The sequence below is a fragment of the Bradyrhizobium sp. SZCCHNRI20481 genome, from assembly GCF_032485055.1.
Lineage (GTDB): Bacteria > Pseudomonadota > Alphaproteobacteria > Rhizobiales > Xanthobacteraceae > Bradyrhizobium.
On sequence record NZ_JAUEUE010000025.1, the window covers coordinates 68857 to 82726 of the forward strand.

At 65.3% G+C, this 13870-nt stretch carries 17 protein-coding genes; 12 read left to right on the forward strand and 5 right to left on the reverse strand.

Annotated elements, in window-relative coordinates:
* The first annotated feature begins 11 nt into the window (after positions 1–11).
* Genes QX132_RS31460 through dnaQ form a run of 3 tightly spaced genes read left to right on the forward strand, consistent with a single transcriptional unit; the run spans position 12 to position 1999 of the window.
* Complete coding sequence (locus QX132_RS31460) at positions 12–620, forward strand: Maf family protein (protein WP_315740417.1); 609 nt, start codon at positions 12–14, stop codon at positions 618–620.
* A 38-nt stretch (positions 621–658) separates the two neighbouring features.
* Complete coding sequence (gene coaE / locus QX132_RS31465; protein ID WP_316163697.1) at positions 659–1258, forward strand: dephospho-CoA kinase; 600 nt, start codon at positions 659–661, stop codon at positions 1256–1258.
* A gap of 42 nt (positions 1259–1300) precedes the next feature.
* The gene (gene dnaQ, locus QX132_RS31470; RefSeq protein WP_315759081.1) at positions 1301–1999 is read left to right on the forward strand and encodes a DNA polymerase III subunit epsilon; all 699 of its coding nucleotides are present in this window, start codon (positions 1301–1303) and stop codon (positions 1997–1999) included.
* Positions 2000–2057: 58 nt separating this feature from the next.
* Here the strand turns inward: dnaQ and secB are convergent, their stop codons facing one another.
* The gene (secB, locus tag QX132_RS31475; protein ID WP_315740420.1) at positions 2058–2546 is read right to left on the reverse strand and encodes a protein-export chaperone SecB; all 489 of its coding nucleotides are present in this window, start codon (positions 2544–2546) and stop codon (positions 2058–2060) included.
* Positions 2547–2931: 385 nt separating this feature from the next.
* Between secB and QX132_RS31480 the strand changes: the two genes are divergently transcribed.
* From QX132_RS31480 to QX132_RS31490, 3 genes are all read left to right on the forward strand, one after another.
* Positions 2932–3633 (forward strand): Tim44/TimA family putative adaptor protein, encoded by a 702-nt coding sequence (locus tag QX132_RS31480; RefSeq protein ID WP_315740421.1) that lies wholly within the window; start codon positions 2932–2934, stop codon positions 3631–3633.
* A gap of 166 nt (positions 3634–3799) precedes the next feature.
* Positions 3800–5434, forward strand: coding sequence for a murein transglycosylase A (locus QX132_RS31485; RefSeq protein ID WP_316163698.1), 1635 nt, complete (start codon positions 3800–3802; stop codon positions 5432–5434).
* A 12-nt stretch (positions 5435–5446) separates the two neighbouring features.
* Positions 5447–6022, forward strand: coding sequence for a Smr/MutS family protein (locus tag QX132_RS31490; RefSeq protein ID WP_316163699.1), 576 nt, complete (start codon positions 5447–5449; stop codon positions 6020–6022).
* Between the two features lie 3 nt (positions 6023–6025).
* On the opposite strand, the gene QX132_RS31495 is transcribed toward QX132_RS31490, so the two are convergent.
* From QX132_RS31495 to hslV, 4 genes are all read right to left on the reverse strand, one after another.
* Positions 6026–7147 (reverse strand): hypothetical protein, encoded by a 1122-nt coding sequence (locus QX132_RS31495; RefSeq protein WP_316163700.1) that lies wholly within the window; start codon positions 7145–7147, stop codon positions 6026–6028.
* A gap of 217 nt (positions 7148–7364) precedes the next feature.
* Positions 7365–8669, reverse strand: coding sequence for an ATP-dependent protease ATPase subunit HslU (gene hslU / locus QX132_RS31500; RefSeq protein ID WP_316163701.1), 1305 nt, complete (start codon positions 8667–8669; stop codon positions 7365–7367).
* A gap of 51 nt (positions 8670–8720) precedes the next feature.
* Positions 8721–9320 (reverse strand): DUF2585 domain-containing protein, encoded by a 600-nt coding sequence (locus QX132_RS31505; protein WP_316163702.1) that lies wholly within the window; start codon positions 9318–9320, stop codon positions 8721–8723.
* Positions 9321–9323: 3 nt separating this feature from the next.
* Entirely contained in the window at positions 9324–9884 is a 561-nt protein-coding gene (gene hslV / locus QX132_RS31510; protein WP_315778162.1) for an ATP-dependent protease subunit HslV, read from the reverse strand.
* A gap of 195 nt (positions 9885–10079) precedes the next feature.
* On the opposite strand from hslV, the gene hisB reads away from it, so the two are divergent.
* The 6 genes from hisB (at position 10080) to QX132_RS31540 (ending at position 13855) form a co-directional block, all read left to right on the forward strand.
* Complete coding sequence (hisB, locus tag QX132_RS31515; protein ID WP_315740428.1) at positions 10080–10673, forward strand: imidazoleglycerol-phosphate dehydratase HisB; 594 nt, start codon at positions 10080–10082, stop codon at positions 10671–10673.
* Between the two features lie 25 nt (positions 10674–10698).
* A complete protein-coding gene (locus QX132_RS31520; RefSeq protein ID WP_315813449.1) occupies positions 10699–11223 on the forward strand; it encodes a DUF2628 domain-containing protein in 525 nt (174 codons plus the stop codon).
* Positions 11220–11870: an imidazole glycerol phosphate synthase subunit HisH gene (hisH, locus tag QX132_RS31525; RefSeq protein WP_315813448.1), complete on the forward strand. Its 651-nt coding sequence runs from the start codon at positions 11220–11222 to the stop codon at positions 11868–11870. Before QX132_RS31520 ends, hisH begins: the two co-directional genes overlap by 4 nt.
* 60 nt (positions 11871–11930) lie before the next feature.
* Positions 11931–12665 carry a 1-(5-phosphoribosyl)-5-[(5-phosphoribosylamino)methylideneamino]imidazole-4-carboxamide isomerase gene (gene hisA, locus QX132_RS31530; protein ID WP_315813447.1) on the forward strand — a complete coding sequence of 245 codons (735 nt, stop codon included), beginning with the start codon at positions 11931–11933 and terminating at the stop codon, positions 12663–12665.
* 11 nt (positions 12666–12676) lie between these two features.
* Entirely contained in the window at positions 12677–13453 is a 777-nt protein-coding gene (hisF, locus tag QX132_RS31535; protein ID WP_315813446.1) for an imidazole glycerol phosphate synthase subunit HisF, read from the forward strand.
* 78 nt (positions 13454–13531) lie between these two features.
* Complete coding sequence (locus QX132_RS31540; RefSeq protein ID WP_257167618.1) at positions 13532–13855, forward strand: phosphoribosyl-ATP diphosphatase; 324 nt, start codon at positions 13532–13534, stop codon at positions 13853–13855.
* The last annotated feature ends 15 nt before the right edge of the window (positions 13856–13870 follow it).

The following is a 13870-nucleotide window of genomic DNA, read 5'->3' on the forward strand; positions in this document are numbered from 1 at the left end:
TGAGCGGATCAATGTCCATCTGGTGCAGTGACGAGCCTCTCATTCTAGCATCGCAAAGCCGCGCGCGGCGGATGCTGCTCGCGAACGCAGGCCTCGCGTGCGAGGCCCTTCCGGCCGATATCGACGAACGCGCGGTGCAGGCCGAAGCCGGCCTGGTGGCGCCCTACGAGATCGCGTTACACCTTGCCAACGCAAAGGCCGCTGCGGTCTCGGCAAGCAGGCCCAATTCATATGTGGTGGGCGCGGATCAGACGCTCGCATTGGGTGAGCGCATGTTCAACAAGCCAGCCGGCCGCCAGCATGCCATGCAGCAACTGTTGGCGCTGGGCGGGCGCACCCATGCGCTGCACTCGGCCATTGCCGTGGTCCGCAACGGCGAGGTGCTGTTCTCGCACGTCGCAATTGCCTGGATGACGATGCGCGCCCTCACCGAAACCGAGATCGCAGCCTATCTCGATGTCGCCGGCGAAGCCGTCACATCCAGCGTCGGCGCCTATCAGCTGGAAGGGCTCGGTGTGCACCTGTTCGACCGGATCGACGGCGATCACTTCACCATACTCGGCCTGCCGCTGTTGCCGCTGCTCGCCTATTTTCGCGAAGCGAAGCTGCTCAGGATCTGATGCCGACCGCAGCCACGCGTAAGGGGGAGTGACCGCGGATGAGAGTGCTGGGTCTAACCGGCTCGATGGGCATGGGCAAGTCGACGACCGCAAAGCTGTTCGCCGAAGCCGGTGTACCGGTCTACGACGCCGACGCGACCGTTCATAAGGTCTATGAGAGCGAAGCCGCGCCGGCGATCGAAGCCGAATTTCCTGGGACGACGGTGGACGGCAAGGTGGATCGGGCCAGGCTCTCCGCCAAGGTCGTCGGCGATCCCGCCGCGATCCGCCGGCTCGAAGCGATCGTGCATCCGATGCTGCGCTCCTACCACCAGAAGTTTCTCGATGACGCCGAGCAGTCCGGCGTGCCGGTTGCCGTCGTCGATGTCCCCTTGCTGTTCGAGACCGGCGGCGACAAGCGCGTCGATGCCGTGGTGGTGGTGTCGACGTCGCCCGAGATCCAGCGCCAACGCATCCTGGCGCGCGGCACGATGACGGAAGAAGCGCTCGATGCGCTGCTCGCACGGCAGATGCCGGATGCCGAGAAGCGCAAGCGCGCCGATTTCGTCGTGGATACCTCGCACGGGCTCGATCCGGTGCGGGCACGCATCCGCGACATCCTGGCGGAGGTCGTTAGAATGCCGCAGCGCCGGGGCTGATTCGCGAACGCCGGCGGCGCGGAATTCGACGGATCAGATCAGATGCGTGAGATCGTTCTCGACACCGAAACCACCGGCCTCGACGCTCTGCGCGGCGACCGCCTGGTCGAGATCGGCTGTGTCGAGATCATCAACCGCATGCCCACCGGCCAAGTCTACCACCGCTACATCAATCCCGAACGCGACATGCCGGCGGAGGCGTTCGCGGTTCACGGACTGTCGAGCGAGTTCCTGGCGGACAAGCCGCTGTTTCACGAGATCGTGGAGGAGTTCCTGGAATTCATCGGCGATGCCCCGCTGGTGATCCACAACGCCTCGTTTGACATCGGCTTCATCAATGCCGAGCTCGACCGGGTCAAGCGCGCGGCCATTCCCAGGGATCGTCTGGTCGATACGCTGCTGCTCGCACGTCGCAAGCATCCTGGCGTGTCGAACCGCCTCGACGACCTCTGCTCACGCTATGCGATCGACAACTCACGCCGCACCAAGCACGGCGCGTTGCTCGACGCCGAACTGCTGGCGGAGGTCTATGTCGATCTCGTCGGGGCGCGGCAGTCGCAGCTGATCCTGACCCAGGACAGCCAGGAGATCCGCATCGGGGGGGCCGGCGATACGCCGCGCCGTCAGCGCGAGCAGCCGCTTCTGCCACGTGTCACGGATGCGGAGCGAGAGGCGCATCGGGCCTTCATCGCCACCCTCGGCGACAAGCCGATCTGGATGGAGTTTCTCGCCGGCACGTGATCCGCCGGATCGGCAGCGGATCACGCCCTGCAAACATCAATCGTAAAGCTGAACCAGATCAGCTCGACAGCACTTGGCCGCCCTGGGCCGCTGCCTGGCGCTCCATGTTCTGGCGGTACAGGCCAACGAAATCGACCGGGTCCAGCATCAGCGGCGGGAAGCCGCCGTCGCGCACCGAGTTGGCGACGATCTCGCGGGCGAACGGGAACAAGAGGCGCGGGCATTCGATCAGCAGCATCGGCGACAGGTTCTCGCGCGGAATGTTGACCAGCCGGAACACGCCGCCATAGACCAGCTCGAAGCTGAACATCACCTGGCTGCCGCTCTCGGCCTTGCCCTCGATCGTCAGCGTCACCTCGTATTCCGTGTCATTCAGCGCGTTGGCGCCGACATTGATCTGGATGTTGATCTGCGGCGGCTGGCCCTGCGGTGCCAGGGACTGCGGAGCGTTCGGATTCTCGAACGAGAGATCCTTGATGTATTGGGCCAGCACGTTCAGTTGAGGAGGAGCAGCCGCCTCGGGAGTGGCGCCGTTACCGTTGGTCATCGCAGTGTTCTCCAGGCAAAAAGGGCGGGTCGTTGCGGCGCGTGGCTACCATAGGGCCGGCTTGTTCCACAAGGACGAGCCACGGACGCCGCAAAAGGCCGAGGCAAAGGATTGATCCGGCCGGCATGCCTCTATTTGTCGCATCGGCCCCCGGGCGGAACCAGCGACCGGCCTACCCCGTTCCAATCAGGGGTCGATCGGATTTCCCCTTGAGAGGGAAAAGGGTTAGGATCGCTACGCCACAATGTGCCATTGGCCGGGCCCAATTCGATGACTACATCCGGGTCGACCGAGGGATTCACGGGTCTTTACCTGGATCCTGTAGAACGGGTGTCCGGTGGCCGGGCTCCGCGTTCGGCTCGACAGGTCAGAAAGCGAACACGACGTGGACATTTATACCATCATCTTCCTGGCGTTGGCGGTCTTCATCTTCGTGCGCCTGCGCGCCGTGCTCGGGCAGCGCACCGGAAGCGAGCGGACGCCGTTCGATCACGCCGCCAGAAACGCGGTCCAGGGTGCGCCGGACAACCACGTCATGCCGGTTCCCAACAAGCCCGTCGACCCCTCGGCTTCGGTCCCCGGCGGCGAGATGCCGGCGGCGGGCGATCGCTGGCGCGGCTTGGCCGAGCCGGGCACGCCGCTCGCGCGCGGCCTCGACGCGATCGTCGCCGACGACTCCTCGTTTGACCCGCGCCATTTCCTGACCGGTGCGCGCAGCGCCTACGAGATGATCGTGCTGGCGTTTGCCAATGGCGATCGCCGCGCGTTGCGCGACCTGCTGTCGTCCGAGGTCTATGAGAGCTTCGACGCCGTCATCAAGGAGCGTGAGAAGCAGGAGCAGAAGACCGAAACGCGCTTCGTCTCCATCGATACCGCCGAGCTGGTCGGTGCCGAGCTGCGCGACCGCACCGCGCAGGTCACGGTGCGCTTCGTCTCGCAGATGATCTCGGTGACACGCGACAAGATGGGCAACATCGTCGACGGCAATCCGGACAAGGTGGCCGACATCACCGACATCTGGACCTTCGCCCGCGACACCGGCTCGCGCGATCCGAACTGGAAGCTGGTCGGCACCGGCAGCCATTGATGGAATAGGTTGCCGTCGGCGGTGTTACGTTGGAGGCCACCGCTCTCGGTGTCGGCCGGCTGCGTAAGGAGCACGACGAGCCGCATCCTCGGGTTTTTGAGATTGATCTTTTGAACATGCCATTTTCTCCGAATTTCGCGTTGAGTGGTACTTTGATGGTGCAAGCATGGTTCGCGAAATTTGGAAGCGGGGTTTCACCGCTCATCGCGTGAAGTACTGGACATCGGCACTCGCCTTGAGCGTCGTTGCAGTGGCGCTCGCCCCTTACGCGGCCGAGGCAGTGCGCTCACGCCACCGGACCCCGGCGGCACCGGTGCGCCACCTGCCCTACCCCCAGCTCGACTGGCCGCTCGAAATCAACAACAGCCAGTACCTGCCATTGGCCTGGAACGACGTGCCCGGCTGGAACGACGACGATCAACTCGCGGCGTACCGGACGTTCCGCGCCAGTTGCAAGCCGATCGCCGCCAAGACGGATGTCACGCCGGACGCCAAGGCGCTGGGCGATTCCCTGCGCGACCCCTGTCGCGACGCCCGGGCCGCCGATCTCGCCGACAATGCCGCGGCAAGGGCGTTCTTCGAACGGCACTTCGAGCCGCTGAAGATCTCTAAGCTCGGCGATGCCGACGGCTTTGTCACCGGCTACTACGAACCCGTGATCGACGGCTCGCGGACCCAGAACGAGGTCTACAACGTTCCGGTCTATCGCCGCCCCTCCAATCTGTTCGTTCGCGGCTTCAAGCAGGACGCGACGAGTCTGCCCAACAAGGGTCCCGTCTACCGGAAGATCGGACGGCGCAAGCTGGTCCCCTATTACGACCGCGCGGAGATCGAGGACGGCGCCATCGAGGGCCGCGGCCTGGAGATCGCGTGGCTGAGGAACCAGACGGACCTGCTGTTTGCCCAGATCCAGGGATCCGCGCGCATCAGTCTCGACGATGGCTCGACCGTCCGCATCAACTACGATGCCTATAATGGCCATCCCTATACGCCGGTCGGCCGTGTCCTGATCGAGCGCGGCATCATTCCGCGCGAGCAGATGTCGATGCAGCGCATCCGCGACTGGATGGAGCAGAACCCGGAAGGTGCCAACGAACTGCGACGGACCAACCGCTCCTACATCTTCTTCCGCGAGGTGCAACTGTCGGAGAAGGACGAGGCCGTCGGCGCCCAGGGCATCCCGCTGACTCCGGGCCGCTCGATCGCGGTCGACAAGTCGCTGCACGTCTATGGCACGCCGTTCTTCATCACCGGCGAGTTGCCGATCGAATCCGAGAAGTCGAAGACGGCTTTCCACCGGCTGATGATTGCCCAGGATACGGGCTCGGCGATCGTCGGACCTGCGCGCGCCGATCTCTACTTCGGCGCGGGACCGGACGCCGGCAAGGTCTCCGGCCGCCTCAAGCACAGCATCCAGTTCGTGATGCTGGTGCCGAAGAGCCTCGATCCGGTCGCGCGTGGCCGCAAGATGCCGCTGCCGGATGCGCGTCCGTCGGAGAAGATCGCCAAGCTGTTTCCGCAAGCGCTGCCGAAGCAGGCAGCGAAGGAGCCTGCCAAAGATCAAGCGAAGGAGCAGGACCAGGCCAAGACGGCGGCGGCGCCCTCCGCGGCCAAGGATTCAAAGGCCGCTGCTCCCGTCGCAGCTAGCTCCGCGATCGCCGTTGCAAAATCCGCGACCACGGTGGCGCAGAACGTGGTGGCCCCACAGCCAGTGCCCCTGCCGGAGGCCCGACCGCGACTCGAAAGTGATCGCAATATCCGCCGATTGCGCTATGGCAGACGCCACCGCAACCACCGATGACAAGCCGTTTCCATGTCGCATGATCCCGAGCCGCCGCGCGGCCGTCGCAAGCGCGGCCTTTCCGAGGACGAGCGCACGCTGTGGGAAACGGTCGCGCGACAAGTCAGGCCGCTGCGCAAGACACAGCGTCCGGTGCGGCTGCATCCGCCGATGACGACGTCCGAACCGCAGCCAGACAAACCCGCGATGACGCAGCGGCCGGTCGCGCCGGTTGCCGCTCCGAAACCTGTCCGGCCAGCGATTCCGCCGCTGGTTTCGCTCGGCCGGAAGGAGCGTTCGAAACTGTCGCGCGGCCGCAATGAGATCGATGCGCGGCTCGATTTGCACGGCATGACCCAGAGCCGGGCGCACCAAGCGCTGCATCATTTCCTGCATCGCGCCCAGCATGATGGGCTGACCTTCGTGCTCGTCATCACCGGCAAGGGCACCATCGGCGCGGACCCTGAACGCGGCGTGCTCCGGCGCCAAGTGCCACATTGGCTGAGCCTGCCGGAATTCCGCTCGCTGATCGTCGGCTTCGAGGAGGCCCATGTCGGACACGGCGGCGCCGGCGCGCTCTACGTCCGTATCAGGCGCCCAAGAGGCTGAGGCTCAGAACGGCCGGATGATGCCGACGCGCGGCACGGCGGCGACGATCCAGCCCAGGATCGTGGTCCTGCGATCGTCGGGATCAATCGGTGCAATCGGCTTGGTCGCGGGAAGCGTCTTCACCGCGTGCAGCATCATCACCATGCAAACGACCCAGCTCGAGATCCAGCGCGAATAGTCGAACACCATCGCGAACATCACGACGTAGGCAAGGCTGATGAAGATCAGCGCGGCGATGACGATCTGGCGATGGCGCCGCTCTTCCAATGCGCCGACAAGATCTCTGTAGTAGCTCCATAGCGGTGCATGCAGCCAGAGCAGCAGCGCATATACGGGCACGCCGAGCAGATTGGACGGCATGCGCGCCCAGGTGTCCTGCACTTCCTTGGACAGCGGCTGGTACCAGACATAGGCGAACTGAAGCAGCTCGGTGCGCGATGGATCGGCCATTCGTGTCTGCAAATAACTTACGAAATCGGCTTCGGGCAGCGGCATGGTTCCGAGGAATTGCGCGGCCAGGAACAGGATGCCGAGGCCGAGCAGCGCGCTTGCGCCCACGGCAAGGTCGAGCCGGGCGATGGGGCGGGCCAGATAGCAGCGCAGCACGACGATGGCGACGATGGTGGGCACATACATCAGCAGATGGATGTGATGGATCAGCACCAGCACCGCCGAGATGAGCGTGGCGAGCAGGACGTAGCCGAGTGAGCTCGCCGGGACCAGCAACAGGATGATGACGCCGAGACAGCCATAGATGTCGAAATGACCGAGCGTGAACAGGAAGTTCTTGAAGACGAACGGCGACCCCGCCGTGAAGACGAACAGCGGCAGCTGCGCGCGATCAAAACCAAAGGTGCGTCGGAACAGCTTCAGGTACAGAGCGAGCGTGATCAGCCAGACGCTGCCGCCGATTGCGAACACCAGCCACACCGGCACCTTCGCCGTGAACAGTCCGACGATGGCACCGACCAGCGCGCGCTTGATGAAGCCGTGGTGATAGTCGACCAGCAGGTGGATGTAGGGGATGTAGGGCGGCAGCGTGATCTTGTGCAGGACCACGCCGAGCATCACGGTGGCGTTGACGGCGAGCATCGCCCGCCAGTGTTTGTTGTAGGCGCCGGTCATGCCATGACCGAGCGATGGCTGGCGGAGACGAGGTCGCCGCCACATCCACCACTGTCGTCCCGGCCTTGAGCCGGGACCCATAGCCACCGCCGTCCATGCTGAGGCAAGGCTGGAGCCGCCATCGAGAGTCACAATTGGCTTTGGTGGTCATGGGTCCCCGCTTTCGCGGGGACGACGGCGGAATTTGTAGCTCGGCCTCGACCCATACGGGTAGCCGCTACAAAATGAACCGGCTGAGATCAGTGTTCTTGGCGAGATCGCCAATGTGCTGCTGCACGAAGGCGGCGTCGACCCGCATGGTCTCGCCGCTGCGGTCGGAGGCCGTGAAGGAGATGTCGTCGAGGACGCGCTCCATCACGGTCTGCAGCCGACGCGCGCCGATGTTCTCGACCGTGGAGTTGACCGCGACCGCGATGTCGGCGAGCGCGTCGATCGCATCGTCGGTGATGTCGAGCGTCACGCCCTCGGTCTTCATCAGCGCGACATATTGCTTGATCAGCGACGCCTCCGGCTCGGTCAGGATGCGGCGCATGTCGTCGCGCGTCAGCGCCTGCAGCTCGACGCGGATCGGCAGCCGGCCCTGCAACTCCGGCAAGAGGTCCGATGGCTTGGCGATGTGGAACGCGCCCGACGCGATGAACAGGATGTGATCGGTCTTCACAGCGCCATGCTTGGTCGAGACCGTGGTGCCCTCGATCAGCGGCAGCAGGTCGCGCTGCACGCCCTCGCGGGACACGTCGCCGCCTGCGCGGTTCTCGCGCACACAGATCTTGTCGATCTCGTCGAGGAACACGATGCCGTTGTTCTCGACCACGCTGATCGCCTCCTGCACCAGCTGGTCGCCGTCGAGCAGCTTGTCGGACTCTTCCGCGATCAGGATGTCGTGCGAGGCTTCGACCGTGACGCGCCGCGTCTTGGTGCGGCCGCCGAGTTTGCCGAAGATGTCGCCGATGGAGATCGCGCCCATCTGCGCCCCCGGCATGCCCGGGATCTCGAACATCGGAAGGCCGCCGCCGGACGACTGCGTCTCGATCTCGATCTCCTTGTCGTTCAGCTCGCCGGCGCGCAGCTTGCGGCGGAACGAGTCGCGGGTGGCGGCGCTGGAGCTGGCGCCGACCAGCGCATCGAGCACGCGCTCCTCGGCGGCAAGCTGGGCCCGGGCGGCGACGTCCTTGCGCTTGCGCTCGCGCACCTGGACGATCGCGACCTCGACGAGATCGCGGATGATCTGCTCGACGTCGCGGCCGACATAGCCGACCTCGGTGAACTTGGTCGCCTCGACCTTCAGGAACGGCGCGCCCGCGAGCTTGGCCAGCCGCCGCGCGATCTCGGTCTTGCCGACGCCGGTCGGCCCGATCATCAGGATGTTCTTCGGCAGCACCTCCTCGCGCAGGCCTGCATCGAGCTGCAACCGGCGCCAGCGGTTGCGCAACGCAATGGACACCGCCCGCTTGGCGTCGGCCTGGCCGACGATGTAGCGGTCGAGTTCGGAGACGATTTCGCGGGGTGAAAAGTCTGTCATGAGGCTCTAGCTAGGGTCGGACGGGGATGAGGGCAAGCCGGATTTCCGCCGTCACAGGAGCGGCGGTCCGGCCTGCCACTGCCGGATCGCCTCGGTTGGACAGATCAGCATCAAGATGTTCAGGGTCAGGTTGTCACGGATGTGCAGGCCCACCCCGATCTCGAACGCGACTGCAATCACGACGGTCAGCCAGACCGGCAGCACCCGCGCCAGCAGGAAGCCGGTCATCATCGCCAGCGTATCGCCGACGGAGTTCACGATGCTGTCGCCGAAATAGTCCAGCGAGATCGTGGCGGCACGATAGCGCTCGATGATGAAGCTGGAGTTCTCGACCAGCTCCCAGGTGCCCTCGATCAGCATCGCCAGGATCAGCCGCCCCTGCCAGGGCAGCCGCGGCACCACCAGCATGGTCAGCGCATAGAACAAGAAGCCGTGAATGACATGGGAGAACGTGTACCAGTCGGTGAGATGCTGGGAGTTCTCCGAGCTCTGCACCACGCCGTGCCACAGCTTGACGGTGCCGCAGGCGCAGATCGGCAGCCGGCCCATCGCGAACAACAGTGCGGCCTGCAGCGCCAGCAGACCGAGCACCGGGATGAGCCAGGGTCCGGACGACTGCCGGGACGGGGCGCCGATCTCGTCCGCGGTCATGGTCTACTCGGCCGACAATGCTTCGATGGTGATGTTGCGGTTGGTGTAGACGCAGATGTCGGCGGCGATGTCGAGCGAGCGGCGGACGATGCTCTCGGCGTCCTTGTCGGTGTCGATCAGCGCACGCGCAGCCGCAAGCGCATAGTTGCCGCCGGAGCCGATCGCCATCACGCCGGACTCCGGTTCCAGGACGTCGCCCGTCCCGGTCAGCACCAGCGAGACCTCCTTGTCGGCCACGATCATCATGGCTTCGAGCCGCCGCAGATAGCGGTCGGTGCGCCAGTCCTTGGCGAGTTCGACCGCCGCCCGGGTCAGCTGCCCCGGATACTGCTCCAGCTTGCTCTCCAACCGCTCGAACAGGGTGAAGGCGTCGGCGGTGGCCCCGGCGAAGCCGCCGATAACGTCGCCCTTGCCGAGCTTGCGCACCTTCTTGGCATTGGACTTGATCACGGTCTGGCCGATCGAGACCTGGCCGTCGCCACCGATCACCACCCTGCCCCCCTTGCGGACGGTCAGAATCGTGGTGCCGTGCCAGACGGTGGGCTCGTTCGAGGATGCGTGCATGGGGGATCCCTGGTTGATGCCCTGATTTAGGCGCTCAGGCGTCGGGATACAATTACCGGGTCCCTGCCCTGCCCGACCCGGTCTTGAAATCCGCTCACCATGGCCCGAGATCAGGCGTACGGGGCGCTATCCCGCAGTAGCTAAGCCGACATCCGCCTGATAAAAGGGCCGCGTTTTCAAGGGAAAGCTGACCCGATGCGTAGCGCGACCATCAAGCGCAAGACCAAAGAGACCGACATCGAGGTGTCCGTGAACCTCGACGGGACCGGCGTCGTGAACATCGCGACCGGTATCGGCTTCTTCGATCACATGCTGGATCTGCTTGCCCGGCATTCCCGCATCGACATGACGGTCAAGGCGGTCGGCGACCTGCATATCGACTTTCACCACACCACCGAGGATGTCGGCATCGCGCTCGGCCAAGCGGTGCGGCAGGCGCTCGGCGACATGGCCGGCATCACCCGCTACGCCTCGATCCACATGCCGATGGACGAGACCTTGACGCGCGTCGTGATCGACGTGTCGGGCCGGCCGATGCTGGTGTTCCGCACGACCTTCGCGCGCGACAAGATCGGCGAGTTCGACACCGAGCTGGTGCGCGAGTGGTTCAATGCGTTTGCCATGAACGCCGGCATCACCTTGCATGTCGAGACGCTGTACGGCGAGAACGCCCATCATATCGCCGAATCCTGCTTCAAGGGTCTGGCGCGGGCGCTGCGGACAGCGCTTTCGATCGATCCGCGCAATCAGGGCGAAGTGCCATCCACCAAGGGTCAGCTCGGCGGCTGACCGCTTCCCTCAAGGGATCATCGACATGCCTGTCTATACGGTTCACGCTCCCCTGGCCGCCGGGGTCGATCTGCGTTCGACCGATCGCTTCGTCTTCATCCGCGACGGCTTCCATTTCTGGGCCGCGGTGCTCGGCGCCGTCTGGCTGGCCTGGCATCGCCTCTGGCTTGCGATGCTCGTCTGGGCCGTGCTGATGATCGCGCTCGACGTGATCCTGGTGCGCGTCGGCGTCAACGGCGGTGCGATTGCCGGCGTCGATTTGTTGTTCGCGATCCTGCTCGGGCTTGAAGCCTCGAGCCTGAAGCGCTGGAGCTACTCGCGCGGCAATTGGCGCCAGATCGACGTCGTCGTCGCCGACGATCTCGATGCCGCCGAGCGCCGCTTCTTCGAGCGCTGGGCCGCCCGGCGCAGCACGCTCGGCTACGACAATCATACCGTCGATCGCGGCGCGGCGCCGCCGACGCGCGACAACGGCAATGGCCTGCACCCGCCGCCGCTGCCGCACGCCAGCATCATTGGCTTGTTTCCCGAACCCGGAGGTGGACGATGAGTGTTGCAATCATCGATTACGGCTCCGGCAATCTGCATTCCGCCGCCAAGGCGTTCGAGCGCGCCGCGCGCGGCATGGCGGATCCGCAGAAGGTCGTCGTCACGCGTGATCCCGACACCGTGTATCGCGCCGACCGCATCGTGCTGCCCGGCGTCGGCGCCTTCGCCGACTGCCGCCGCGGCCTCGACTCCGTCAACGGCATGCTGGAGGCGATGACCGAAGCCGTCCGCCACAAGGCGCGGCCGTTCTTCGGCATCTGCGTCGGCATGCAATTGATGGCAACGCGCGGCAAGGAGCATGTCGCCACCGACGGCTTCGACTGGATCGCCGGCGACGTCGAGAAGATCGCCCCTCGTGACGAGAGCCTGAAGATCCCGCACATGGGCTGGAACACGCTCGACCTGGTGCAGGAGCATCCGGTCCTGGAGCGGCTGCCGCTCGGGCCGAAGGGCTTGCACGCCTATTTCGTGCACTCCTATCACTTGAATGCGGTCAACGAGAACGATGTGCTGGCGCGCGCCGATTACGGCGGTCCGATCACGGCGATCGTCGGCAAGGACACCGCGATCGGCACCCAATTCCATCCCGAGAAGAGCCAGCGTTTCGGTCTCGCCCTCATTTCCAACTTCCTGAAATGGAAGCCGTGAGCGCTTCCGTCCTGTTCGCCGCAAGAGGCGGACAGGGCGCGCTCTTGAAAGACAACTGATATGATCCTGTTTCCCGCCATCGATCTGAAGAACGGCCAGTGCGTGCGCCTGGAGCAGGGCGACATGGCGCGCGCCACCGTGTTCAACCTCGATCCCGCCGCGCAGGCCAAGAGCTTCGCCGACCAGGGCTTTGAATATCTCCACGTCGTCGACCTCGACGGTGCCTTCGCCGGCAAGCCGATGAACGCGCAAGCCGTCGAGGCAATGCTGGAGGTCGTCAAGATGCCGGTGCAGCTCGGCGGCGGCATTCGCGATCTCAAGACGGTCGAGGCCTGGCTCGGCAAAGGCGTCACCCGCGTCATCATCGGCACCGCAGCGGTGCGCGATCCCGAGCTGGTGAAGGCCGCTGCGAAGGCCTTTCCCGGCCGCGTCGCCGTCGGCCTCGATGCCCGCGACGGCAAGGTCGCGGTCGAAGGCTGGGCGGAGACGTCCGAGGTCACCGCGCTCGACATCGCCAAACGCTTCGAGGACGCCGGCGTCGCCGCGATCATCTTCACCGACATCGCCCGCGACGGCCTGCTCAAGGGCCTCAACCTCGACGCTACGATCGCGCTCGGCGATGCCATCTCGATTCCCGTGATCGCCTCCGGCGGCCTTGCCTCGATCGAGGACGTCAGGGCGATGCTGACACCGCGTGCGAAAAAGCTCGAAGGCGCCATCGCCGGCCGCGCGCTCTATGACGGCCGGCTCGACCCGGCAGAGGCGCTGGCGCTGATCCGCGCGGCGCGCGCGTAGGAGAGAACAGGATGTTCAAGGTCCGTGTCATTCCCTGCCTCGACGTCAAGGACGGACGGGTCGTCAAGGGTGTCAACTTCGTCAATCTGCGCGACGCCGGCGATCCGGTCGAGGCCGCGATCGCCTATGACGCCGCCGGCGCCGACGAGCTCTGCTTCCTCGACATCACCGCCACCCATGAGAACCGCGGCATCATGCTGGACGTCGTCCGGCGCACGGCGGAGGCCTGCTTCATGCCGGTCACGGTTGGCGGCGGCGTGCGCACCATCGACGACATCAAGACCCTGCTGCGCTCCGGCGCCGACAAGGTCTCGATCAATTCGGCCGCGGTGAGCAGGCGCGAATTCGTCAAGGAGGCGGCCGAGAAGTTCGGCGAGCAGTGCATCGTGGTCGCGATCGACGCCAAGTCCGTGTCGCGGCCGGGCGGCGGCAGCCGCTGGGAGATCTTCACCCATGGCGGACGCAAATCGACCGGCATCGACGCGCTGGAATACGCCCAGGAGGTGGTCGCGCTCGGTGCCGGCGAGATCCTGCTGACGTCGATGGACCGCGACGGCACGCGCCAGGGCTTTGACCTGCCGCTGACCCGGGCGGTCTCCGACAGCGTCCCGGTGCCGGTGATCGCCTCCGGCGGCGTCGGCAATCTCGACCATCTGGTCGACGGCATCCGCGAGGGCCGCGCGACTGCGGTTCTGGCCGCCTCGATCTTCCATTTCGGGGAATTTACCATCCGGCAGGCCAAGGAGCACATGGCGCGCCAGGGCCTGCCGATGCGGCTCGATCCCTGACGACATTGCGCCGCAAAAATGTTAGATGAACGCTGGTCCGGCCGCCGTGGTTCGGGCAGGCGTTCCGAGTACCGGCTGATGTCCCGTTTCACGCTTCACGATCTCGCTGCCATCATCGACGCGCGCGCCGCGGCGGGCGGCGAGGCGTCGTATACGCGCAAGCTGCTCGACAAGGGCCCGGCGCAATGCGCCAAGAAGATGGGCGAGGAGGCGGTCGAGACGGTCATCGCCGCTGTTGGCACCGACCGTGAGCATCTGATCTCCGAAAGCGCCGATCTGCTGTTTCATCTGTTGGTGTTGTTGAAGTCGCGCGACGTCCGGCTCGAGGAGGTCGAGGCGGCGCTCGGCAAGCGCACCGGTCAGTCGGGGCTGGAAGAAAAGGCGTCGCGCAAGACGGAGTAGGGCGCGTCGGCCGGG